This window comes from Pseudoalteromonas marina, from assembly GCF_000238335.3.
Lineage (GTDB): Bacteria > Pseudomonadota > Gammaproteobacteria > Enterobacterales > Alteromonadaceae > Pseudoalteromonas > Pseudoalteromonas marina.
This window is the reverse complement of the sequence record NZ_AHCB03000005.1, coordinates 228,450-252,378: the sequence shown is the minus strand read 5'-3', so window position 1 is coordinate 252,378 and position 23,929 is coordinate 228,450. Positions and strand designations below refer to the sequence as shown.

26 protein-coding genes and 2 tRNA genes are annotated in these 23,929 nt (G+C 40.1%); 13 read left to right on the top strand and 15 right to left on the bottom strand.

Annotation, left to right across the window (positions count from 1 at the left end; genetic code table 11):
• The first annotated feature begins 64 nt into the window (after positions 1-64).
• The 6 genes from PMAN_RS01185 to mgtE all read left to right on the top strand — a co-directional run bounded on the left by PMAN_RS01185 (position 65) and on the right by mgtE (position 4,983).
• The gene (locus PMAN_RS01185) at positions 65-1,564 is read left to right on the top strand and encodes an RNA polymerase factor sigma-54 (RefSeq protein ID WP_010555658.1); all 1,500 of its coding nucleotides are present in this window, start codon (positions 65-67) and stop codon (positions 1,562-1,564) included.
• 26 nt (positions 1,565-1,590) lie between these two features.
• Entirely contained in the window at positions 1,591-1,878 is a 288-nt protein-coding gene (hpf, locus tag PMAN_RS01180) for a ribosome hibernation promoting factor (protein ID WP_006792096.1), read from the top strand.
• A 4-nt stretch (positions 1,879-1,882) separates the two neighbouring features.
• Positions 1,883-2,335, top strand: a complete 453-nt coding sequence (ptsN, locus tag PMAN_RS01175; protein ID WP_006792095.1) for a PTS IIA-like nitrogen regulatory protein PtsN — start codon at positions 1,883-1,885, stop codon at positions 2,333-2,335.
• A 19-nt stretch (positions 2,336-2,354) separates the two neighbouring features.
• Positions 2,355-3,200, top strand: a complete 846-nt coding sequence (rapZ, locus tag PMAN_RS01170; RefSeq protein WP_006792094.1) for an RNase adapter RapZ — start codon at positions 2,355-2,357, stop codon at positions 3,198-3,200.
• Positions 3,201-3,243: 43 nt separating this feature from the next.
• A complete protein-coding gene (locus tag PMAN_RS01165) occupies positions 3,244-3,516 on the top strand; it encodes an HPr family phosphocarrier protein (protein ID WP_006792093.1) in 273 nt (90 codons plus the stop codon).
• Positions 3,517-3,624: 108 nt separating this feature from the next.
• On the top strand, positions 3,625-4,983 hold the full coding sequence (gene mgtE, locus PMAN_RS01160) for a magnesium transporter (RefSeq protein WP_006792092.1): 1,359 nt from the start codon (positions 3,625-3,627) through the stop codon (positions 4,981-4,983).
• A gap of 69 nt (positions 4,984-5,052) precedes the next feature.
• Here mgtE and PMAN_RS01155 read toward each other — a convergent pair whose 3' ends face one another.
• Positions 5,053-7,239 (bottom strand): YgiQ family radical SAM protein, encoded by a 2,187-nt coding sequence (locus tag PMAN_RS01155; RefSeq protein WP_006792091.1) that lies wholly within the window; start codon positions 7,237-7,239, stop codon positions 5,053-5,055.
• Between the two features lie 107 nt (positions 7,240-7,346).
• Positions 7,347-9,542 (bottom strand): bifunctional diguanylate cyclase/phosphodiesterase, encoded by a 2,196-nt coding sequence (locus PMAN_RS01150; protein WP_010555656.1) that lies wholly within the window; start codon positions 9,540-9,542, stop codon positions 7,347-7,349.
• 194 nt (positions 9,543-9,736) lie between these two features.
• Between PMAN_RS01150 and PMAN_RS01145 the strand changes: the two genes are divergently transcribed.
• Together PMAN_RS01145 and PMAN_RS01140 are read left to right on the top strand one after the other, a co-directional pair.
• Positions 9,737-10,318: an SRPBCC family protein gene (locus tag PMAN_RS01145; protein WP_010555655.1), complete on the top strand. Its 582-nt coding sequence runs from the start codon at positions 9,737-9,739 to the stop codon at positions 10,316-10,318.
• Positions 10,287-11,174 carry a TIGR03899 family protein gene (locus PMAN_RS01140; RefSeq protein ID WP_010555654.1) on the top strand — a complete coding sequence of 296 codons (888 nt, stop codon included), beginning with the start codon at positions 10,287-10,289 and terminating at the stop codon, positions 11,172-11,174. The genes PMAN_RS01145 and PMAN_RS01140 overlap by 32 nt, the downstream gene beginning before the upstream one ends.
• Positions 11,175-11,207: 33 nt before the next feature.
• On the opposite strand, the gene PMAN_RS01135 is transcribed toward PMAN_RS01140, so the two are convergent.
• The 8 genes from PMAN_RS01135 to PMAN_RS01100 form a co-directional block, all read right to left on the bottom strand.
• Positions 11,208-11,978, bottom strand: coding sequence for a TIGR04219 family outer membrane beta-barrel protein (locus PMAN_RS01135; protein WP_010555653.1), 771 nt, complete (start codon positions 11,976-11,978; stop codon positions 11,208-11,210).
• Between the two features lie 3 nt (positions 11,979-11,981).
• A complete protein-coding gene (locus PMAN_RS01130) occupies positions 11,982-12,968 on the bottom strand; it encodes a DUF2333 family protein (RefSeq protein ID WP_010555652.1) in 987 nt (328 codons plus the stop codon).
• 8 nt (positions 12,969-12,976) lie between these two features.
• On the bottom strand, positions 12,977-13,486 hold the full coding sequence (locus tag PMAN_RS01125; RefSeq protein ID WP_010555651.1) for a copper chaperone PCu(A)C: 510 nt from the start codon (positions 13,484-13,486) through the stop codon (positions 12,977-12,979).
• A gap of 79 nt (positions 13,487-13,565) precedes the next feature.
• Positions 13,566-13,892 (bottom strand): hypothetical protein, encoded by a 327-nt coding sequence (locus PMAN_RS01120; protein WP_008130274.1) that lies wholly within the window; start codon positions 13,890-13,892, stop codon positions 13,566-13,568.
• 1 nt (position 13,893) lies between these two features.
• The gene (locus PMAN_RS01115) at positions 13,894-14,109 is read right to left on the bottom strand and encodes a PspC domain-containing protein (protein ID WP_010555650.1); all 216 of its coding nucleotides are present in this window, start codon (positions 14,107-14,109) and stop codon (positions 13,894-13,896) included.
• Positions 14,110-14,117: 8 nt separating this feature from the next.
• Positions 14,118-14,798, bottom strand: coding sequence for a PspA/IM30 family protein (locus tag PMAN_RS01110; RefSeq protein WP_010555649.1), 681 nt, complete (start codon positions 14,796-14,798; stop codon positions 14,118-14,120).
• Positions 14,799-15,039: 241 nt separating this feature from the next.
• Complete coding sequence (gene dusA / locus PMAN_RS01105; protein ID WP_010555648.1) at positions 15,040-16,014, bottom strand: tRNA dihydrouridine(20/20a) synthase DusA; 975 nt, start codon at positions 16,012-16,014, stop codon at positions 15,040-15,042.
• A 93-nt stretch (positions 16,015-16,107) separates the two neighbouring features.
• Complete coding sequence (locus PMAN_RS01100) at positions 16,108-16,728, bottom strand: MarC family protein (RefSeq protein ID WP_006792079.1); 621 nt, start codon at positions 16,726-16,728, stop codon at positions 16,108-16,110.
• A 94-nt stretch (positions 16,729-16,822) separates the two neighbouring features.
• Here PMAN_RS01100 and PMAN_RS01095 point away from each other — a divergent pair, with 94 nt between their 5' ends.
• The 3 genes from PMAN_RS01095 to PMAN_RS01085 all read left to right on the top strand — a co-directional run bounded on the left by PMAN_RS01095 (position 16,823) and on the right by PMAN_RS01085 (position 18,226).
• A complete protein-coding gene (locus tag PMAN_RS01095; RefSeq protein ID WP_033019044.1) occupies positions 16,823-17,260 on the top strand; it encodes a transcriptional repressor in 438 nt (145 codons plus the stop codon).
• A 73-nt stretch (positions 17,261-17,333) separates the two neighbouring features.
• Positions 17,334-17,801, top strand: coding sequence for a chemotaxis protein CheX (locus PMAN_RS01090; RefSeq protein WP_006792077.1), 468 nt, complete (start codon positions 17,334-17,336; stop codon positions 17,799-17,801).
• Entirely contained in the window at positions 17,798-18,226 is a 429-nt protein-coding gene (locus tag PMAN_RS01085; RefSeq protein WP_006792076.1) for a secondary thiamine-phosphate synthase enzyme YjbQ, read from the top strand. The genes PMAN_RS01090 and PMAN_RS01085 overlap by 4 nt, the downstream gene beginning before the upstream one ends.
• A gap of 224 nt (positions 18,227-18,450) precedes the next feature.
• Here PMAN_RS01085 and PMAN_RS01080 read toward each other — a convergent pair.
• From PMAN_RS01080 to orn, 3 genes are all read right to left on the bottom strand, one after another.
• Positions 18,451-18,526 (bottom strand) — tRNA-Gly (locus PMAN_RS01080).
• Between the two features lie 38 nt (positions 18,527-18,564).
• Positions 18,565-18,640, bottom strand: a tRNA-Gly gene (locus PMAN_RS01075).
• Positions 18,641-18,810: 170 nt separating this feature from the next.
• Positions 18,811-19,356 carry an oligoribonuclease gene (orn, locus tag PMAN_RS01070; RefSeq protein ID WP_008130263.1) on the bottom strand — a complete coding sequence of 182 codons (546 nt, stop codon included), beginning with the start codon at positions 19,354-19,356 and terminating at the stop codon, positions 18,811-18,813.
• 162 nt (positions 19,357-19,518) lie between these two features.
• On the opposite strand from orn, the gene rsgA reads away from it, so the two are divergent.
• A complete protein-coding gene (gene rsgA, locus PMAN_RS01065; RefSeq protein WP_010555647.1) occupies positions 19,519-20,577 on the top strand; it encodes a small ribosomal subunit biogenesis GTPase RsgA in 1,059 nt (352 codons plus the stop codon).
• Between the two features lie 15 nt (positions 20,578-20,592).
• A complete protein-coding gene (gene asd, locus PMAN_RS01060; RefSeq protein WP_010555646.1) occupies positions 20,593-21,471 on the top strand; it encodes an archaetidylserine decarboxylase in 879 nt (292 codons plus the stop codon).
• A 183-nt stretch (positions 21,472-21,654) separates the two neighbouring features.
• On the opposite strand, the gene PMAN_RS01055 is transcribed toward asd, so the two are convergent.
• Together PMAN_RS01055 and thiE are read right to left on the bottom strand one after the other, a co-directional pair.
• Positions 21,655-22,404 (bottom strand): HesA/MoeB/ThiF family protein, encoded by a 750-nt coding sequence (locus tag PMAN_RS01055; RefSeq protein ID WP_010555645.1) that lies wholly within the window; start codon positions 22,402-22,404, stop codon positions 21,655-21,657.
• Positions 22,397-23,923, bottom strand: coding sequence for a thiamine phosphate synthase (gene thiE / locus PMAN_RS01050; RefSeq protein WP_010555644.1), 1,527 nt, complete (start codon positions 23,921-23,923; stop codon positions 22,397-22,399). Before thiE ends, PMAN_RS01055 begins: the two co-directional genes overlap by 8 nt.
• Between the last annotated feature and the right edge of the window lie 6 nt (positions 23,924-23,929).

The window sequence follows — 23,929 nt, the reverse complement described above, 5'->3', positions numbered from 1 at the left end:
ACGCCTTATTTATAAGCATCTGCTAGTATTAACTATAACAACTTAAAAGGATTGTTAGAGATACATGAGGCAATCACTACAGCTGCGCATGGGCCAGCAACTTACAATGACACCTCAGTTGCAACAAGCTATTCGCTTGCTGCAATTAAGCACATTGGATCTTCAGCAAGAAATACAAGAAGCGCTCGACAGCAACCCATTACTTGAGGTTGAGGAGCAAGACTATGCCGATGATCTTGCGGGCAAAAATGAGCAAAAAGCAGATAACGATGAAGTTACAGTAACCGTATCTGTAGATGAAGCCCCTAGCGAGTATGAACAAGACAGTGGTGAAGCGCTTGCTAAAGATACCGTAAGTGACGACATGGCAATGGACGTTAGCTGGGATGAGTACATGAGTGCAGCCCCTGCATCATCTTCAGGCCCAATGCCTGAAGATGAGTCTATATATCAGGGCGCATCAACTGAAACGCTTCACGAATATTTAATGTGGCAATTACAATTAACGCCATTTAGCCCTACAGATGAAGCCATTGCTATTGCTATTGTAGAAGCGGTGGATGATTCAGGCATACTGACACTCAGTTGCGAAGAGATTTTAGAGAGCTTTAATCAAGATAATGACGATGACGTTGAGGTTGAACTTGACGAAATAGAAGCTGTATTAAAGCGCATTCAGCTATTTGACCCAGTGGGTATTGCGGCACGTAGCTTACAAGAGTGTTTGTGTATTCAGTTAAATCAATTTGATAAAGGCACGCCTTTTATTGATGAAACAAAAATGATTTTAACCGAGCACATTGATTTGTTAGCTGCTCGTGACTACCGTACATTAATGAAAAAAACGAAGCTCAAAGAAGATGAGCTTAAAGAAGTAATGACACTTATTCATACGCTCAACCCTAAGCCTGCAGACACAATAGTACGAGAAGAGTCTGAGTATGTAATACCTGATGTGTCAGTTAAAAAAATTAAAGGCCGCTGGATTGTAGAGTTAAACCCAGACAGCATGCCAAAAATTCGTGTAAACAGCCAATATGCAGCGATGTCGCGTACAGTTAAATCAAGCGGCGACAGTCAATTTATTCGCTCACATTTACAAGAAGCTAAATGGTTTATAAAAAGCTTAGAAAGTAGAAATGATACACTTTTAAAAGTAACTAACTGTATTGTTAAACAACAACAGGGCTTTTTTGAACACGGGCCAGAAGCCATGAAACCGATGGTTTTAAATGATGTTGCTGAAATGGTAGAAATGCACGAATCAACAATTTCGCGCGTAACCACGCAAAAGTATATGCACACACCGCGTGGAATATTTGAGCTTAAATACTTTTTCTCAAGCCACGTAAGTACCGAAAATGGTGGAGAGTGTTCATCTACTGCAATACGTGCACTTATTAAAAAATTAATCGCAGCAGAAAACTCAGCAAAACCATTGAGTGATAGCAAAATTGCGGATATATTGGCTGAGCAAGGAATTAAAGTAGCGAGACGTACAATCGCAAAATATCGCGAATCTCTGGCTATTCCACCGTCAAATCAGCGAAAGAGCCTGATTTAAGACGCTAAACAAAGAGGGTAATGCTTATGCAACTAAATTTAACTGGTCGTCATGTAGAACTAACTGATTCATTAAGAGACTATATAAATACCAAATTTGCGAAGCTAGAAAGGCACTCTGATCATATTAATAATGTTCATGTCATTCTTGATATAGAAAAATTAAATCAAAAAGCAGAAGCAACTATTCATGTAAGTGGTGCTGAATTATTCGCATCCACTGAACATCAAGATATGTATGCAGCTATTGATTCATTGATTGACAAGCTTGACCGTCAAGTAATTAAACACAAAGAGAAGCTTGCTCGACACTAATATGATGAAATTAAGTTCACTTATATGCCAGGACTGCAGTAAAGCTGCGGTCCTTTTTAATAGTAAAAAAAGAATTTTAGAGTTTATTAGCGAGCTGGCTCACGATAAATTACCGTATTTATCTCAACAGGATATTTTGGGCGCTTTATTAACCCGCGAAAAGCTAGGCAGCACAGGGATAGGAAGAGGTATTGCTATTCCACATGGCCGAATGAGCGGCGCACAAGAACCTTTAGCATTGGTGTTAGTAAGTGAAACACCGATTAATTTTGATGCTATAGACAACCGCCCTGTTGATATTTTTGTTGCACTCATCGTACCTGAAGGCGATAACCAACAGCATTTAAAGACGCTAGCAACGATAGCTGATAAACTAAAAAATAAAGAATTTTGTAAGCAGCTTCGCTGTGCTAAATCGGATGCTGAGTTGTATCAAATTATTGTTGACCAATCGTAACAAATTTAAAGGGTGATTAATGGAGTTGATTATCATAAGTGGCCGTTCTGGTTCTGGTAAGTCGGTTGCTTTACGCGTTGTTGAAGATCTAGGTTATTATTGCGTAGATAACATTCCAGTAAATTTATTACCTTCTTTGGTAAGAAGCGTTTCTGATAACTACGATAAAATTGCCGTTAGTATAGATGTGCGAAATTTACCAAAAGAGCAAGATGAATTTAATCACATCATCGAATACTTACCGGGTTTTACAAAACCAACGCTGTTCTACTTAGACAGTGAAGATCAAACCCTTATTAAACGATTTTCTGAAACCAGACGCTTACACCCTTTATCAATAGATTCACTTCCGCTTGATTTAGCCATAAAAAAAGAAAAAGAACTTCTCGATGTGCTAATTACGCGCGCCGATTACATGATCGATACCAGTGAGCTAAGCGTTCATCAACTTGCTGAATCAATTCGCGAAAAAATATTAGGTAAAAAAGATAAGCAGCTGATTGTTACATTTGAATCTTTTGGTTTTAAACATGGCATTCCTAAAGAAGCAGATTACGTATTTGATGCGCGTTTTTTACCTAACCCGCATTGGGAGCCTGAACTAAAACCACTTAATGGCCTAGACCAACCAGTAAAAGATTATTTGGCTAGCCACAGCATAGTTCAAAAATTTACATGGCAAATACAAACCTTTGTACAAACATGGCTACCACACCTAGAGCGAAATAACAGAAGCTATTTAACTATTGCGATTGGCTGTACTGGCGGGCAACATCGCTCTGTATATTTAGCGCAAACAATTGGCGAAAGCTTTGCAGTTACGCATCCCAATGTAAAAATACGTCACAGAGAACAAGAAAAGTAATTTTACAAAACTAATAACCTGTTCAGCTTTGATAGAGTAATGTATGCGTATAGAAGACACTTTTTTAATACAAAATAAATTAGGACTGCATGCCAGAGCCGCAACTGTATTAGCCCAACTCGCTGTAAAATTTGATGCTTCAATCACCTTATTTCAAGATGATAAAGAAGCTGCTGGTGACAGTGTATTAGCACTAATGCTACTTGAAAGTAGCCAAGGTAAAGAAGTTAAAGTGGTATGTGAAGGGCCTGATGCAGAGCAAGCTTTAAATGCAATTGGAGAACTTATTTCGCAACGATTTAACGAACAAGAGTAACGTTAATTTTTAACATTTAAATAAAATAACTATAATCAAAATAACTGGCTGCTAGGTCGTACTCCCCCACCCATTAGGTAACAGTTACAGTATAAATAAAGGACGCCAATGCCCGAAGCTTTTGAACAAGACTACCCACTACAACAACTAAAACAAGTGACCAAGTCACTTAATAGTGGTCAGTTTGTTCAAGTTAGGCGCATGCTCGCAAAAACAGCGCCATGTGATACTGCGTTATTATTAGAATCATCTCCACACAAAATTCGTCGCTTGCTATGGCAGTTAGTTGATCCTGATGTTCAAGGTGATGTACTCGAAGAATTATCAGAAGACGTGCGCCTGGGTATTATTGCCCAAATGGAGCCTGAGCATATTGCTGCTGCCACTGAAGACATGGGTCACGATGACCTAGGTGAAGTATTACGTAGTTTGCCTGACACCGTTTACCAAGACGTTGTTAGCGCCATGGACACCCAAGATAGAGAGCGCGCAACACAAGCGCTATCTTATCAAGAGCGTTCTGCTGGTGCACTCATGAACACCGATACGGTAACTATTCGCCCAGATGTGACCATTGATGTCGTCCTACGTTATATTCGACTTCGCGGAGAGTTACCTGAAGGCACTGATGACCTGTATGTGGTTGATAAACATAACTGCTTTATTGGTGCTTTATCGCTGAGTACATTGCTAACTAATCCACCAGAAAAAATTGTTCGCGATTTAATGGATGAAGAATGTGAGTCAATTCCAATTTCAATGGATGAAAGTGAAGTCGCACAACTGTTTGAGCGCCATAATTGGATCTCGGCCCCAGTTGTTGATGACAACGATCAGCTACTTGGTCGTGTCACGATCGATGATATTGTTGACGTAATTCGTGAAGACGCCGAACATAGTTTACTGAGTTTGGCGGGCCTTGATGATGAAGAAGATACCTTTGCCCCTGTCTTAAAAAGCTCTAAAAAACGCTCAGTATGGTTAGGAGTTAACTTATTAACTGCGCTTGCGGCCGCCTTTGTAGCCAGTTTTTTTGAAAGCACACTCGATATTTTACCCATATTAGCAGTGCTTAATGGCATTGTTCCTTCTATGGGCGGTGTTGCTGGCAGTCAATCACTAACACTTGTTATTCGTGGTATAGCTGTTGGTCATATAAATCAAACCAACCAACGCTTTTTAATGATGAAAGAACTCGCTATTGGAGCACTCAATGGCATTTTGTGGTCATTGTTGATAGCGGGTGTTATTGCACTTTGGCAGTGGGACTTTATGCTCGGCGGCGTACTCGCTTTTGCCATGTTTATGAACTTAGTTGTGGCAGGGGTCGCTGGTGCAAGTATTCCAATTTTACTTAAAAAAATGAATATAGACCCTGCACTTGCAGGCAGTGTAGTGCTAACAACAGTGACAGATATTGTGGGTATTTTTGCCTTTTTAGGCACCGCTACTTGGCTGTTAATATAAATTTAAAAGCTGTTATAAAAAAACGCGCAGTTAATTTATAGCTGCGCGTTTTTATTGTCTCGGTAATAACTATCTGGCTTTTTGCCTATTTCCACCCACTTTAGGTTTTGTATTAGCCTTTTTAAATTGGCTAAATCCCGTATGACGTGTAAGCGCTGGGCGAGCCCCTTTACGGCCTTTATTAACGGTTTTACCCGCTTTTTCATCGCGGCCTTCTTCTGGCACTAAACAGTTTGGCCCTTTGCCAATTAGGTTAGCTTTACCCATTTTGCGAAGTGCTTCACGTATCATTGGCCAGCCCGATGCATCATGGTAGCGCAAAATAGCTTTGTGTAATCTGCGCTGGCGTGCTCCTTTTGGCACTGGCACTACTTCACTATTATTCTTGATATTACGCAGTGAGTTCATCTCTGTATGGTAAATAGTGGTCGCATTGGCCATTGGAGATGGGTAAAAGTTTTGCACTTGATCCAACTTAAAGTCGTTAGACTTAAGCCATAAAGCCATGTTTACCATATCTTCGTCTTTAGTTCCTGGGTGTGCAGAAATAAAATACGGAATTAAATACTGCTTTTTACCCGCTTCTTTCGAGTACTTATCAAATAATTCTTTAAATTGATCGTAAGCACCCATGCCTGGCTTCATCATTTTTGATAATGGACCGTCTTCAGTATGCTCTGGCGCTATTTTTAGATACCCGCCCACATGATGTGTCACCAGCTCTTTAACATAGCGAGGATCGCGTACAGCAAGGTCATAGCGAACGCCCGAAGCGATAAGAACTTTTTTAATGCCTTTTACATCACGTGCTTTTTTGTATAAGTCGATTGTAGGCGTGTGATCCGTGTCCATATGCTTACAAATATCAGGGTATACGCACGATAAGCGTCGGCAGGTACTTTCTGCTTTTTTGCTTGTACAACGTAATTTGTACATGTTGGCCGTTGGCCCACCTAAATCGGAAATAACGCCAGTAAAACCGGGCACTTTATCCCTGATCTGTTCAATTTCTTCAATAATGGACTCTTGCGATCGGCTTTGAATAATACGCCCTTCGTGCTCTGTAATCGAACAGAATGAACACCCACCAAAACAGCCGCGCATAATATTCACCGACGTTTTTATCATGTCGTAAGCAGGTATTTTAGCGTCGCCATAACGTGGATGAGGAATTCGTTGATAAGGTAATCCAAATACCGCATCCATTTCATGTGTTTCTAAAGGATAAGCCGGTGGATTCACCCAAATAGAGCGATCGCCATGACGCTGGAACAAAGCTCTTGCACAACCAGGGTTAGTTTCTTGGTGTAATATTCTTGAGGCATGCGCGTATAAAGGTTTGTTAACACTTACTTGCTCATACGCTGGAAGTTTAACATACGTTTTCTCCCATGGCTTAGGACGCGCTGGCTGCACGGTAATAGGCTTTGCAGCTTCTGCTTTTAAATCAATACCAGCTTGTTTAAATTCAGACTTACTGCAGCCAACATCATCGGCTCCGTAAGGATTTGGAATGGGGTCTATTTTACCTATTTTATCAATAGCTGTTGAATCACTGCCCCGCCAGCCTGGCAAAGGTTCTTTACGAATAACAGCAGTACCACGAATGTCTTGAATCGTATCCATCGTTTCACCACCGGCAATACGGTGGGCAACTTCTACTAATGGGCGCTCAGCATTTCCGTAAATCAATATATCGGCTTTTGAGTCAAACAAAATGCTACGGCGCACTTTTTCTTGCCAATAATCATAATGGGCTATCCTGCGAAGGCTGGCCTCAATACCGCCAATAACAATAGGAATACCTTTGTATGCTTCACGACACTTCTGAGAGTAAATCATCACCGCTCGATCCGGGCGTTTACCACCTACGTTGTCTGGTGTATAAGCATCATCGTGGCGCATACGCTTTTCAGCTGTGTAACGGTTAATCATTGAGTCCATGTTACCAGCAGTTACACCAAAAAATAGGTTTGGCCTGCCAAGCTCCATAAATGCGTCTTTTGTATCCCATTTGGGCTGAGCAATAATACCTACTCTAAAACCTTGCGCTTCGAGCACACGTCCGATTACTGCCATCCCAAAGCTTGGGTGGTCAACATACGCATCACCACTAATTATTATTATGTCGCAGCTATCCCAGCCAAGTGCATCCATTTCTTCGCGTGATGTAGGTAAAAATGGTGCAGTGCCGTAACACTCAGCCCAATACTTGGGGTAAGAGAATAAGGCGCGCTTAGCTTTGAGTGTGCTCATAAATGTGACCGTAGAATAACAAAAGGCGCAAATTATACATCATAGACTTGTTTATATATACAACATTACAACGTATGAAATACCTTTAACACTAAGCCTATAACTATCTATGTTTTTCGTTTACTAATGAACTCTAATAACTTGTTTTCAGGCATAGGTTTAGCATACATAAACCCTTGTACTTCATCGCATCCTAAGTCTTTTAAAAACTTAGCTTGTTCCTGCGTTTCAACACCCTCAGCTATTGTTTTTAAACCTAACTTTGCACCTAACGATATTACTAATCCAGCAACGGCACCGGTATCACCATTATTAAGATCTTTAATAAACGACCTATCAATCTTTAGTCTATCGATAGGAAGGCTTTGTATATAACTTAATGAAGAAAACCCTGTGCCAAAGTCATCAATAGCAACTTCAATACCCAACGCCTTAAGCTCCCTCAGAGTATTAATAACCGTGTCTAATTCATCCATTACTACGCTTTCAGTGACTTCAAGCTCAATGTTTTTTGGGTCCACACCGTATTTTAGTAAGGTATTTTTTACTGTTTGCGCATACCCTTTAACTTTAAATTGCGGAACCGACACGTTAACAGCAATACAAATTTCAGTTCCTTCGTTTTCTAATCGCTTTTGCTGTTGGCACGCTTGCTCTAACACCCACTGCCCTATATCAACGATGAGTCCAGCGTCTTCAGCTAAAGGTATGAACACTGCGGGTGAAATGTAGGTGCCATTTTCCAACGGCCAGCGTAAAAGAGCTTCGCAACCAATTAATGACAAATCATCAAACGATAACTGCGGTTGGTACCATACTTCGAGCTTCCCTCTGGCGAAATCATGGCGCAGCTGTCTAATTAAACCTAATCGCCACTCCATTTTTTCTTGCATATCAATACTGTAATAAACACCTTCCTTGTGCTTTATTTTTTTAGCATGATTTAAAGCAATATAAGCCACTTTTAATGTTTCTAAACCAGAGCCTTGAAAGTCTTGCTGTTGGCATAAGCCAATTCTAAAATCGATGGGTAACACATGTTCCGCAGCAGAAAACGACGGACTTAACTTTTCATTAAAATCAGTTAAAACAAATTCACTTTTTGGGATTAAAAAACCAAATACATCAGCACCTACACGAGAGAGTAATTGAGCTGTGGGGACAATTGCTCTCAAACGCTCAACAATAGCAATAAGTAGCTTATTACCTACATCTTGCCCTAAGCCATCATTTATATCTGAGAAGTTAATAACGTCTAACAAAACAAACACATATTTGTTTTCACTGACGTTTTTAAAATCATCTATGCGCTCAATAAAATCAGTTCTATTTGAAATACCAGTGAGTAGGTCTTTATAAGCTGCATCTCTTAGCTTTACAAACAACCGTATATTATCGAGCGCAATACTAATATTAGTTAAAAATATTTCAGCAAACTGCAGTTGAATATCTGTCGGTGCTCCACCACTCTCAATATATAAAGCAGCTTTGCGGTGCTTACTTTTTAAAATAAAGGTGATGCTGTTATCTGTATATTGATGAGTGAGTTGTCCAAAACAGGCCTCAACCTGAGATAACGCAGTTTGGTTAACATTAACTAATTTTTCACCAAAATATTCTTCGTACTTTTCACACCCGCCCAGAACCTGAATAAAATTTTCACCATCAAGCTTGGTACAAATTAATCCGTTAGATTTACAACCTAAAATAACCCCCATAAATTCAAGTGCTTTATTGCACAATACTTTTATATCTGTTTGCCCCAAAATGTATTTAGAGGCAGATAAAATAGTATTCATCGCTTGCGCTTGATACTCAAGTAGGCATATCTGTTCGTAAGAACGAATAGCAGCAATAAGCGTTGTCACAAGTTTTGAGCGTGTCAGCTCTGTTTTAGTTTTGTAATCGTTTATATCGTATTCACGAATAACTTTTTCTTCGGGGATATTAGCGGCTTGGCCCGTACGTAAAATAATGCGAACGCGTTTGTTATTAAGAGTGTCTCTGACATGTTTAACCACCTGAAAGCCGGCATCGTCAGTTTCCATAATAACGTCTAAAAAAATAACAGATATATCATTGGGCTGAGTAAGTATATTTTTGGCCTCAGCGCCAGAATATGCGTGATGAAACCTAAGCCTAGCACCACCATATTCTAACCCAGATAATGCGAGCTTTGTAACCGTATGAATTTCTTCGTCGTCGTCTACAATTAAAATATCCCAATAACGAGATGGCTCAACAACTATTTCGTCGTCTTGCTGTGGGTCTAAAAATAGAAAATCATTTTGTTCAGACGACATATTTACCCTTTTTCTGGTACTGCTTAATGCTTAATGCTTAATGCTTAATGCTTAATGCTTAATGCTTAATGCTTAAATATTCTAACGTAATGTTTAAAAAGCTATAAATTTAGTTTTTGGCTTATGATCTAATTCATACTATAGTCGATTAACAAAAAGTTGTTATATATATAGTTAAAAAAACTACCAAAGGTATGGTTATTAAATTATTAAAAGTACTGTTCAAATACGTATTAGTTTTACTACTTATAGTAGTCGTAGTCGGATTACTGCTGCCTCAAGATTATCGTGTAAGTAAACACGTAGAAATTAATGCCAATACCAGTACAATAAAAACACTTGTTGCAGACTTTAACCAATGGCACACATGGTCACCTTGGCAGCAAGTAGACCCCACCATTGAGTTTATTGTTAATGAACCTGGTGCTGGTGTAGGCGCTCATCAATCATGGATAGGAAAATGGGGATATGGTGAAATGACTATAACCTCCCTAAGTGATGATGAAATGTCGTTCAACATATTGCTAAATAATGAACATATTATTGAAGGCACACTCACATTTTCACCGCAGGCGAATGCCAATATCGTGACCTGTTATATTGAGGGACAATCAACGACTCTTCTCATTTCAGGCTATATGGCACTCGTATATGAGTATATTTTAAATAACACTCTAGAGCTTGGGTTAAATAATTTAAAAACCGTAGCACAATTAAGCGATATACAAAGCGTAGCAAATAGCCATGACAGTAAAAACAGCACAAGCACGGATTAATCTAGCTAATATAATAGAATCGTTACTTGGCTACCCTGTGACTAAGGTACCCAACAACGACACTTCGCCATCATCAGAACAAAGTTACAATACAAAAGGGCAAGTAAAACCGCAGTACAATATAAATAGCGAACACCCTTTGCTGACTCGCGCAAAGCAAAGACAAGATTTACTGGCTATTAAGCGCCAACAAAATATAGAAGCTATCTTAACCAAAGCAATGGAGTTTTGCCCCGATGTAGCTAGCAATAAACACCCTGATGCAGATTGGGTTGAACACTTTATTGCTTTATGTGAGGACACCTCAAATAGCTCTATGCAAGCATTGTGGGCAAAAATTTTAACCGGTGAAACATTAAGCCCGGGGACTTTTTCAATTAAAAGCTTACAAACACTAAAACACATGACTCAGCGCGAAGCCGACTCTTTGCAAAAATGCGTGTCTTTGTCAGGTTATAATGAAAAAGACGATAGCCACTTTATTTTACTTGGCTTTTATAAAAAACCGTCTTTATTTGACCTACTTCGTAAGGGAAATAAAGTGTCATTAAATTTAGGTAAAACAGGAATAGGCTTTCCTGATATTTTAACTTTAATGGATTTGAATTTGCTTTACAGAAAAGAAATCGAATCTGCGGTGCTTAAAGCTGGCCAAGAACTCACGTTGTCGTTTTTATCTCAAAAGGTGACGCTTAAAGCAAAGAATAGTGATTTGGTGTTAAGCTATTACAAATTCACACAAACCGGTGATGAGCTATCTAAACTCATACGATTCCCTGTAAATAAAGTATATAAGCAGCTGGTAAACACGGCACTAGAGGGAGAGTTTGATTTAGCGTGGCATACTACAAAATAGGACGCCACGCTTTGTTCAATTAGAAGGCACTAATTAAAAATGAACCTGAATACCTGCAAACGGACCCGATGCGTCAATATCAGTAGTAATATCATCAATATCGTCAAGCTCTAATACCATTGATCGGTAACCCGCTTTAACAGCAATATCTACAGCTAAGTTATCTACAAGTTCCCAAGCAACACCTACTTGATAATCTTGCACTTTACTATCGTCAATTGCCAAAAGGCTGCCTTCAAAAAACACACTTAAACCTGTAAGTGGTAAGCCTGCTTCTGCACGCGCGTATGCAAGTGGCACAAAACCAGAAAACTCAACCGTTTCAGTAAAGTTTGCGCCACCATCTTGCGTAGTACCATTAACAATGATGTCACCGTCAAACTGCTTCGCGTTTAGGCCTAAATCAATAGAAATCAAATCATTATCAAATATTTCGTAATACAAAATGTAATCTACATGCGTTAAATCGCTTACAGAATTAACGGTTGTACCCACTACGTAGTCTGAACCATTAAAGCTAAATGTATCATTTAGCACTGTAGAGCCATTTAGCTCAAGTTCTGTATACTTTAATTTGAGATTAGGTACTAATGGCACCGGATGTTCGAGCGCGGCGTAATAGCTTATGTATGTTTCATCTTCAAAGTTAAAATCTTGAGGTGCATTTGCTTTGTAAGAAAGCTGACCTTCATTATCCGACTGCCAACCATCAACACCTAAATACAAACCTAATAGGGTATCAGCCTGAGCTACAGGTGCTAAACATGCCATAGATAAGGCAGCTGCTAAACAATACTTTTTCATTTTTTATCCTTGCGCTAATAGTTCGCTAAGTTCGATTAAAGCCGCGTTGGCTCTAGAAATATAATTTGCCATAACAAGAGAATGATTAGCAACATAGCCAAAACCATTTCCGTTTAAAATTAGTGGGCTCCACACGGTTTCTTGCGTGGCTTCAAGTTCACGGATGATTTGCTGTAAGCTAACGCGTGCGTTTTTCTTTTCAAGTACATCGTTAAAGTCATACTCTACAGCTTGTAAAAAATGCAGTAACGCCCACGTTGCACCACGAGATTCATAAAACACATCATCTATATCAAGCCATGGTGTTCTTACTTGCTGCTGCAATGGAGCAAGCGTTGCTTGCTTATTTGAAGAATTACCAGCTAAGTCAGTATTAACTTTATCTTGCCCAACACTTGCACTTAAACGCTGACTTAGACTGCCTAAACGTTTTTCAGCTTCTTTTAACCAACTACGTAAGTTATCAGCGCGGGCATAAAACTGACTATCGCGCTCATGCTGATGAGCCATTTGCGTACGGTAAACAATTAAGTAATCAATCCCTTTTTGGTACTCGCCCTCAGCACTTGGCCACGCCCAAGCTTCAGAACTTATATTAAATTGAGGTTGTGCTTTTTTAAGCGCTTCGTGTTCAGTTGATTGCGATTGAGAGCGGCTAAAATCTTTTCTCATAGAAAGTGATAAATCACGAACCATTTCAAGTGCGCCATATTCCCAAGCAGGCATATCATCCATAATAATGCTAGGTGGTATAACGTCGTTTGATAAATATCCGCCTGGCTTATCAAGCAGCGTATTTGCAACAGTGATAAGTGTTGATGTAGTAATGTAACCCGTCACCATCGTTTCATTTCGAAGTTGTGCTTGCTCTTTTGCACTTTCAACCACATCAAAACGTGAAGGCTCAGTACTCCAGTAAACGGCAATGGCGTAAAATATAATAAGCAGTATAACTATAATGCCTGCTATTTTTCCTTTGTGTTGCGACATGTAAACTCCTAATGATGAGAATGTTGTGCTGACGACTTAGCTTTATTTATTTGCGACTCTAGCGTAACCACCTCAATATTTGTAAATAAGCGATTACCATCACTAAAATATAGCGTTAGTTTGCGTTCTTGCCCTGCTTTTAAAGGCTCTTGTGGCTCAAATACCATTAAATGATAGCCTCCAGGCTGAAAATCGACACTTTCATGCGCTTTCACAATGACCGATTCGACCTTTTGCATTTTCATCATACCATCAACATGTGCATGCTCATGTATTTCAACACGTGCTAGTCCGTCAATACTGGCCTTTGTTAATATGGCATTTGTACCACTATGATTAGAAATGGTTAAGTAGGCGGCACTTGCCTTACCGCCAGGTAAGAACTCTCTAACTTGCGCGTTACTTACTTCAAGTTGTGCGGTATCGGCTGAATGGTTATGGCCAGAGTGCGCAGCCAAAGATGACGAAAAAAAACTAAAAGCCAATGCAGACACAAAAGGTAAACACAATTTTGTCATCATTTTAATCCTTGTAAAAACGTATTATCACACGTTAAATTTAACATAGTTAACGGGGAATAGTGAGTTAAATTAAGGATTAAGAAACCACTTTTTTGTTATCAGCCACTAACCAGCACAATACGGCAATAAATAATAATGGCCATGCAATCATCACTGAGCCAAATAGCAAAGCCAAAACAGTACCAATAACAGCCACTGCTGCTGCACCAATCAAACCTAAAGTCACTAACGCAGCAATTGCGGCAACGGCTACAATGGCTATAAGTACACTCACTAATTCAACACCAACCCAGCTCATATCTGCAATCCACAATGGAAACTGCCACGTGTCAAAGTTTAAAAATGAGAATGAGTTAGTAAAAAACACCAAATAAATGAGTATACAAACAGCTATAGCTTTCATTTTAAAATTCCTTAATATGCTTTTCTTCTAAACAGCAATGCGCAATAAAATAACTAAGCGCAACTACAAACGGAAAACTTAAAAACAGTAAAATAGTAACCAAACGTGTTGCCCACACCGGAAAATCTAATCGGTAAGCTAAGCCACTACATACGCCAGATATCTTTTTATTTAGCGTGTCTTTAAACCAACCACGGTGATGATTAAATCGACTCATAATTCCTCCTAGGCGCTTTGTTTAGAACTAACATTTAAGCGTGCTTTTAAACTAGCCAGCTCTGTATCAATTTTTTCGTTTTTAACAAGTGACTCGATTTGAGTTGCCGTCGAATTAGTTTTATCAGTTAACTCATACGCCTCAACTTGTGCTTCAATACCCTCAACACGTTGCTCTATTTGCTCAAAACGAGAGAGTGCATGAGCTACTTTATCGCTATTTAACTGAGTATTTATATGCGACCTGGCAACGGCTACATCATGGCGCTGCGCTAGTTGAGCTTGCTTTGTTTTTGCCTCTGCTATTTTTTGTTGAAGGCGTTCACAGTCAGATCTGGTTTTTAATAAAGACTCTTGTAAAGTCTCACGTTGAGCTTGCTTCTTTTCAATGCTTTCGCTTACAGCTTGTTTAGAAATGAGTGCTGACTTTGCAAGGTCATCGCGACCTTTTTCAATTGCTAACTCAGCTTTAGATTGCCATGTCGCAAGCTCTGCTTTTTTAGTATCAAGGTGGCGGTTAATTGCTTTTTCTTCACATAAAAGCGCAGCGGCTGTGCTTCGGCATTCGTTTAATGCATCCTGCATATCGTTAAGCATTAAGTTAACAAGCTTTTGAGGATCTTCAGCTTTATCAAGCATTGCCACTATATTTGATTGAATAACATCGTTTACGCGATTAACTATTCCCATTGTATTCTCCTGTTGATTTTTAATTGATTACAACAAGTAGATTCCAAGAGTTATGCCAAGTCACTTTATATTAATAAAAGAATCTTATTATCAAAGAGTTGAAATAAAAAAGATAAGATTAAAATGACCACACACTGAATAGCGCTAAGTATAATTGGCCAATAAATTATGTTTTTGACTAATTTTTAGGATCAAAAAAAGCCACTGTATAAGTGGCTTTATATGTTACGTTTGAAAAAAATTACTCGGGGACAAAGCTAAGTGCTTTATCCATTACAGATAAATCAGCCTGCTTACCATGGCCATTCTCTGAAAGGTGACGTCTAAAGCCACGCGCACCAGGTTGTCCCTGAAAAATACCTAGCATATGACGTGCAACATGCCAAAAATTAGCGCCTAATCGCATTTCTTCTTCAATATAATCATACATTGAGCGTACAACATCATGACGGGTTTGCGTGTTAGCTGTATCGCCGTAAATTTTTTCATCAACCTCGTTAAGCATAAACGGATTACTGTAGGCCTCGCGCCCAACCATAACCCCGTCAATGTATTGAAGATGCTCAAGGCTTTGCTCAATCGTTTTCACGCCGCCATTAATACTTAAATCGAGTTGCTGATAATCTTTCTTAAGTTGATATACACGCGGGTAATCAAGTGGCGGGACTTCACGGTTTTCTTTAGGGCTTAAACCATTTAGCCATGCTTTGCGCGCATGGATAATAAAGTCATCACAGCCTACTTTATGACTTGCTTCAATTAACGCACATAAAAACTCATACGAATCTTGCTCGTCTATGCCAATGCGCGTTTTGACAGTCACCGGAATACTAACTTCATTTTTCATTGCCGCAACGCACTGAGCAACCAATTCGGGTTCGGCCATTAAACACGCACCAAAGCGACCATTTTGAACCCGATCTGACGGGCAACCTACGTTTAAATTAATTTCATCATAACCACGCTCACCGGCAAGCTTTGCACATTTTGCCAATGCCTCAGGATCAGAACCACCCAATTGCAATGCAACAGGTCCCTCATGCTGGTTAAAATGCAAGTAGTCGCCTCGGCCAAACAAAATAGCGCCCGTGGTAATCATTTCTGTGTATAGCACGGTGTGCTTTGTCATTTTACGATGAAAAGTACGACAATGACGGTCAGTCCAATCAAGCATTGGGGCGACAGAAAAGCGTCTGTTTAAAGTTGGTTTATCCAAAATATATTCATCCAAATGTAAAACCCAAGTGGGTATAAAAGCAAGGCGTTTAAAGGAGGCGCATTTTACACAAAACCCCGACTAGCAGCAATATTAGCTATATACCTGCAAACCAAAGTAATGCGCTATACCATTTAAAATATTAGTTACTGCAACAGAGCTTAAAATAAGTCCCATTATTCTACTAATAATACTCGCGCCACTATCGCCAATAACTTTATGCACATGTGTTGCAAGTAAAAGTAATATGAGTACCAAAGCCAAAACAGCAAGCATCATCGAAGACGTCATGAGTTGCTCAATCCAAGTAAACTCTTCATTACGCGTCATAAGCACAGCACCTAACATAGCGCCTGGGCTCGCGATTGAAGGAATAGCCAATGGAAAGATGGCTGTTTCAGTGCTGTCACGTACGCTTTTTATTTCTGTTTCGGGTTTGCTTTCACCAAAAATCATCGACAGTGCAAAAAGCAGTAGTACTATGCCGCCCGCTATCTGGAAAGCCGACAATGGAATTTCAATCGCATTTAATAAAAGCTCACCAGCTACAACAAAAAATAGCAGCACAACAGCCGATACCCCAACGGCCTTAAAGATGACTTTGCGCTTAAATTTATCATCTTCACCTCGGGTCACTGCAATAAATACAGGTACAGTTCCTATTGGGTCTATCACCGCAAAAAAGAAGATAAAAATGGCTAATAATTCGTTCATTTCGGGGTTTCCTAAATAAAAAGCGCCTAATAAAAACACTGCAACTACAACACAGTATGTTAGTATATCATGGTAGCGTAAGGATAAGAGAATGATGAATATAGAATCACTAGTTAGTAAAGCTAAGCAAGTATGTGACAACCGTGGCGCTCGTTTTACGCCTATCCGTGAAAAAGTATTTCGCTTATTAGCCAGTGCACAAGGCGGTGTAGGTGCCTATGATCTACTAGAACAACTCAAAATTACTGAGTCTGGTGCCAAGCCAGCCACTATTTATCGTGCATTAGACTTTTTAGCCGAACTAGGATTTATTCATAAAATTGAAAGCACCAACGCATTTATGTTGTGTCATCATTTTGATCATATTCATCCTGTACAATTGCTAATTTGCGATAACTGCGGATATGTTAAAGAACTTCACTCTACCGTTATCTCTCATGAGCTAAACAACTTAGCGGCAGAAAGTGGGTTTGTAGTATCAGGGCAAACAATTGAAGCTCATGGTAAATGTGAGTCTTGCAGAGCTTTATAAAAACAAAATAATTCTTTATGGCTATACTAGTAAGTTGTAGCCATTCAATAGCACAAATTTAAGAGTATTCAGTATGAATGTAGAGTTTATCAATCCTTTTTTATCATCATTAATCAACGTGTTAAGCACCATGGCACAAACACAGTTGAAACCTGGTAAACCGCGCATTAAAACTGATGAAGTCGCCTGTGGCGATGTATCTGGTTTAATTGGTATGGTTGGCCCGCAAACGCGTGGGTCGTTCTCAATCACATTTGACGAAAGTCTAGCTCTTACAATTATGGAACGTATGCTTGGCGAGCGCCCAGACACTATTAATGAAGAAGTCACAGACATGGTGGGTGAAATCACTAATATGGTAACCGGTGGTGCAAAAAACCTGTTAGGCGAAAAAGGGTTTGATTTTGATATGGCTACACCTATTGTTGTTTCAGGTGCGGGCCATACAATAACACATAAAAGCCAAGGCAAAAAAATCATAATGCCATTTAGTAGCGACGCTGGCACAGCCAATATAGAAGTTAGTTTCGATACACTATGAGTTGGCAACAAAAAACAATTTCACTAAAACCTCGTTCTCGGGGTTTTCACTTAATTGATGATGACGTTTTAAACCAACTCCCCGAAATTGCCCACTACAAAGTAGGCTTACTGCATTTATTTATTCAACACACATCAGCAAGTCTAACGATTAACGAAAATGCCGATCCTACTGTGCGTATGGATATGGAAAGTCACTTCAATAAATTTGTACCTGAGCGACAGCCTTATTATCGTCATGATTATGAAGGCGACGACGATATGCCTGCCCACATAAAAACCAGCACACTTGGTTGTGAGTTAAGTATTCCAATTTCAAATGGATACTTAGCTTTAGGAACTTGGCAGGGTATTTATTTAGGCGAACACCGAGATGTTGGTGGCGCAAGGCGCATTATAGCAACTATTCAAGGTGAGCTGCTTTAACTGAAATTTCAAAACTTCTCAGTCAAAAAGTATCCCCCCCTCTTGCTTCAACTATACGACCTCAGGATAAAATATCGCTTTATTAATGAAAAGCTGGCTCTGCGCAAAAGTGATAACGTCAAATAATCAAAGCCTGAATGCTGAATATTACAAATAGGAAAAATTAGGTAATAAAGGTTTGAATTATGCTTTTTAATGTAGATATTTTGAAGGGATAAAAATATTGGAGCGGTACACGAGGCTCGAACTCGTGACCTCGACCTTGGCAAGGTCGCGCTCTACCAACTGAGCTAGTACCGCATTTCTAAATTTTAACTCCAATTTCTTTGGTGAGAAATTGGAGCGGCACACGAGGCTCGAACTCGTGACCTCGACCTTGGCAAGGTCGCGCTCTACCAACTGAGCTAGTGCCGCATTATGGTTAGTCAGTAATTTGTACGTTGGTGCGCGACACGTCGCGTTCAACATTCCGGCAACTGAGCTAGTGCCGCATAATCGCTTGCTCAAGCACACTAACCCCGCGGGGGTTATCGTCTTGAGCGGGGCAGGATTCTACAATAATACGATGTGTTTGCAAGTGTTTTTTACAAATTAAAGAATTTTTCTCTGTATACCTTCAATTCCATAATCGAATCTTTAATGTCGTCTAAGGCAAGGTGAGAGCCTTTTTTATTTACTTGAGCGAGCACTTCTGGTTTCCAGCGTCTAGCAAGTTCTTTAATCGTACTTACATCAAGGTTGCGGTAATGGAAAAAATCTTCGAGTTCACGCATATATTTATTCATAAAGCGTCTGTCTTGCCCAATTGAGTTACCGCACATTGGGGATGCACCGGCTGGCACCCATTGCTTTAAAAACTCTAATGTTTGCGCTACCGCATACTCTTCATCAAACGTACTTGCTTTACAACGCGCAGTTAAGCCTGATTTACCGTGCTGAGTAGTACACCACTCATCCATACCATTAAGTAATTCATCGCTTTGATGAATAGCAATAGTTGGCCCCTCGGCTAATATATTAAGGTCTGCATCAGTGACAACAGTTGCAATTTCAAGTATTTTATCGGTTGCAGGTTCAAGTCCGGTCATTTCCAGATCGAGCCAAATTAAGTTTGATTTATTAATAGTCATAATTACCTTAAACGGTGCTTTTCTTTAGATCCAACGCATTTCGATATATCATATTAGCATCAACCGTCGAGCTAAAGCTTTTTTTATACCAACTCGGTTAAGTATTATTGCGAATTGGTATTATGCTCAAAGCCGACATTTAAACAAGGTTATAGGCCAAACGTGGCAAAACAGAAAAAATTAAGTAAAGGCCAATCGCGTCAGATCAAGGCCAATCATCAAAAGCGTATTAATAGTGCAGGTTCAAAACCAGCTAAAAAAGGTGCCCAAGAGTGGCAGGCAGATAATTTAGGTCAGGTTGAAAGCGCCATTGTGATCAGTCGATTTGGCCAGCACGCTGATGTTGAAACGCAAAATGGAGACGTGCTTCGCTGTAATATACGCCGAACGGTATCTAATTTAGTATGTGGCGACGAAGTGTTATTTCGTCGCGCTAAAGTAAGTGAAGGCGATTTAGCCGGAGTTATCGAAGCAACACAAGAGCGTCGCTCGCAACTTACTCGCCCCGATTTTTACGATGGGGTAAAAGTAATTGCTGCAAATATTGACCAAATACTTATGGTTTCTGCTGTATTACCTGAGTTTACCCCAAGTATTATTGATCGCTATTTAATTGCCTGTGAAGACATGGGTATTGAGCCTATTTTAATCCTCAACAAAATCGATTTAATCGACGAAGCAGGCCTAAAAAACATTCAAAACGTGCTCGATATTTATCGCACATTAAATTATCGCGTACTGCTTGTCAGCAATATAACCGGTGAAGGAATTGATGAGCTTAAAGACATGCTTGTTGGTAAAAATAATATTTTTGTAGGTCAAAGTGGCGTGGGTAAATCAACCCTAGTAAATACTGTACTGCCAAATGCCGAAATATTAACGAAAGAGGTATCCGAAAACAGTGGCTTAGGCCAACACACCACAACGGTATCTCGCCTTCATCACTTACCCAGTGGCGGTAACTTAATTGACTCGCCGGGTATTCGTGAATTTGGATTGTGGCATTTAGACGTCGAACGTGTGACTTGGTGCTTTAAAGAATTTAGAGAATTTATAGGTGGATGCCGCTTTAGAGACTGCAAACACTTAAATGACCCGGGCTGTATAATTAAAGAAGCCGTAGCCAATGGCGACATTTCGCAACTACGCTTTGACAGCTACCACCGAATTTTAGAATCAATGGCCGATGGCCGTGCCGGCGCTCGTGCGCCGCGTGTATAATTAAGGAAAAATACCGTGAGCTTAGACAAATTTAAAATCGCAATGCAGTACGCAATGCCAAAACACTTTATTTCGCGCGTTGTGGGTAAATTAGCAGCTGCAAAAGCCGGTGCGTTAACAACAACGCTTATTAAACTGTTTATCAAGCAATATAAAATAGATATGAGTGAGGCTAAATATTCAGACCCGTCTCATTACAAAACATTTAACGAGTTTTTTACTCGTCCACTCAAAGACGGCGTTCGTCCAATGGTTGAAGACGCTGATACAATAATTCATCCAGTAGATGGTGCAATTAGCCAGCTAGGCGACATAGTTGATGGGCAGCTTATTCAAGCCAAAGGCCACGACTACAGTTTACAAGCGCTATTAGGCGGCTCTGAGGACGACACCACGCCATTTTTAGGTGGTAAATTTGCAACTATTTATTTAGCACCGAAAGATTACCACCGTATTCATATGCCTATTGATGGCACATTAAGCAAAATGATTTACGTACCGGGTGATTTATTTTCGGTAAACCCGCTTACAGCGCAGAATGTTCCCAACTTATTTGCGCGTAACGAGCGTGTAGTGGCTATTTTTGAAACGGAAATAGGTCCACTCGCTATGGTATTGGTAGGCGCAACTATTGTCGCTAGCATAGAAACTGTTTGGGCCGGTACTGTTACTCCACCAGCAGGTAGTGATGTATTTAGTTGGAATTACCCGACCAGCGGTGAAAACGCAATCACACTTAAGAAAGGCGAGGAAATGGGTCGCTTTAAATTAGGCTCAACGGTAGTGCTTGCATGGGGTGCTAATAAAGCAAACATACTAGACGATCAACTACCAGAAGTGGTTACTCGCTTAGGTACTGCGTTTGCAAAAATTAAAGAAAGTGAAGAGCTATAAGTTTTTAGTTTTTAGTTTTTAGTTTTTAGTTTTTAGTTTTTAGTTTTTAGTTAAAGATTAGAAGGCACCGCGTTTATTACAAATGCGGTGCTTTTTTATTAGTAGACGTAGAGCTTGCTCATGTTAGAAGCGCAGCTTCTCATGACTTAATCCCAAGTTTAGCCCCGCGAATTACCTCTTATTTTATCCACCACACTCTTTACAGTTTAAATCTTTAACTACTTTAAAATGTTGCTGCTTTAAACTCAGCGCATCAAAGGTAATAAATGCACTCCCCTCAACATGCCCGAGTAAAAAATTAAGCGTAAGTTGTGCCTGCATAGAACCAACAATCCCTAATAAAGGGCTTATTACCCCCGCATTACTACAATTAATAGCGGGTGCTTCACTCGTTTTTGGAAAAATACAGCCGTAGCAAGGGCTTTGAGTCTGTGTAAAATCAAAGCCCATTAACTGCCCGCTTGTCGCGATAGCAGCGCCAGCTATTAAACGCGTTTTATTCGCTAAGCAATACCGGTTAACTGCATAGCGCGTGGTAAAATTATCTGAGCAATCAAGTACTACATCGGCATTGCTTAAAAGCTCAGCGCAATTCTCGTCATCAAGCTTTTTGCTCTGCGTTACTATATTTATTTGATTATTGAGGCTCGTTAATACTTTACCAGCGGCCGCTACCTTACTTTGTCCTAAATGATTAACTTTATAAAGCACTTGGCGCTGTAGGTTTGAAAGCTCAACGGCATCATCGTCTATTAAAATAAGCGTTCCAATACCTGCCGCCGCTAAATACAAAAGTGCTGGACTGCCTAAACCGCCTGCACCGACTACAGCAACAGTGGCAGACTTTAGTGCTAACTGCCCTTCTAGCCCCACTTCTTTTAATAATAAGTGGCGGCTATAACGCAGGGTTTCTTTATCGCTGAGCTTATCCATTTGGCTGGTTTATAGCGCTTTGTAGCGAGCTAATAGCTGCAATATAGTCATCCGCTTCACTAATGGCCCTTACTACCGCAACACTACCGACGCCCGTATTAGCAACTTCATTTGCGCGGGTTAAATCAATTCCGCCAATGGCAACCGTTGGGTAACTTTGCATTAATGGCACACACTTTTTAAGTTTATCGAGCCCTTGTATTTGCCCTATCATATCTTTGGTCGTGGTAGGATAAATAGCGCCAAATGCCATATAACTTGGTCGGTAGTTATGCGCACGCAGCATTTCGTAAAAGCCATGAGTCGAAAGCCCAAGCCTTAAACCCGCCTCTTTAATGGCGGCTAAATTAGCAATGTCTAAGTCTTCTTGGCCTAAATGCACGCCATAAGCACCGTGCTTTATTGCTAACTGCCAGTAGTCATTTATAAATACATGCGCGCGGTACTTATTACCCAATTCAACAGCCTGTTTTATGAGTTCATCAAGCTCAGTATCCGTTTTATTTTTAACACGTAATTGCGCTGTTTTGATCCCTTGCTGTAAGCACTTTTCTAGCCAGTCAATACTATCAACAACCGCGTACAAGCCTAATTGTTTACTTTCACAGGGTGCAAAATCAGCGGCCATATTAAACTCAAGCGGAACATCAAAATCAAGTTCATCACCAAGCCAGCTACCTGGCTCTATAACTTGAGGATAGTCATCTAAATGTGTAGGAAATGATGTTTGCGCTACAGGCCCTATTCCTTCACCGTATCTAACCGACTGCTTTAAACCTTGGTTTATATAAGCTTTGGCTAAAATAAAGGCATCTTTTAGTGGGTAATCTTTTGCTAAACACGCTGCAATAACCGACGCCATACTGCACCCCGTACCATGGTTGTGTGGGGTTTGAATTTTTTTATTACCTAGCCAATATTCTTCATTATTTTGTATGCAGTAATCAATACAGTAACCACTAGGGAAATCCCAATGCCCACCTTTAATAACCACTGACTTTGCTCCCCAACTTAGCAGTTTATTTGCAGCGTCTTTAACGGCGCTTGGGCCAATTAAATATACGCCGGTTAATAATTGAGTCTCGTGCGTGTTAGGTGTTATCACATCCACCAGCGGCAATAAGCACTCTTTAATAGCGCTTACGGTATCTTCTTCGGTTAATACATCACCGCTTGAGGCAATAGCAACGGGGTCGTAAACAATCACTGGTGGAACTGGCCATTTAGCTTTGTAGTGGCTTATGTGTTCACTGATTAATTGAATTTGCTGCACATTTGCTAACATGCCAATTTTAATTACTTTGGCCTTCATGTCTTTTTCAAGTGCCAAAAGCTGTGATTCAATAATATCGGTAGACACCGCATTAATAGCTTCTACACCTAAACTATTTTGCGCCGTGAGCGCGGTAATTGCGGTACAGCCATGTACACCAAAACTTTGCATCGCCTTTATATCGGCTTGAATACCTGCGCCACCGCCAGAATCAGATCCGGCAATTGTCCACACTACGTTATTCATATATTT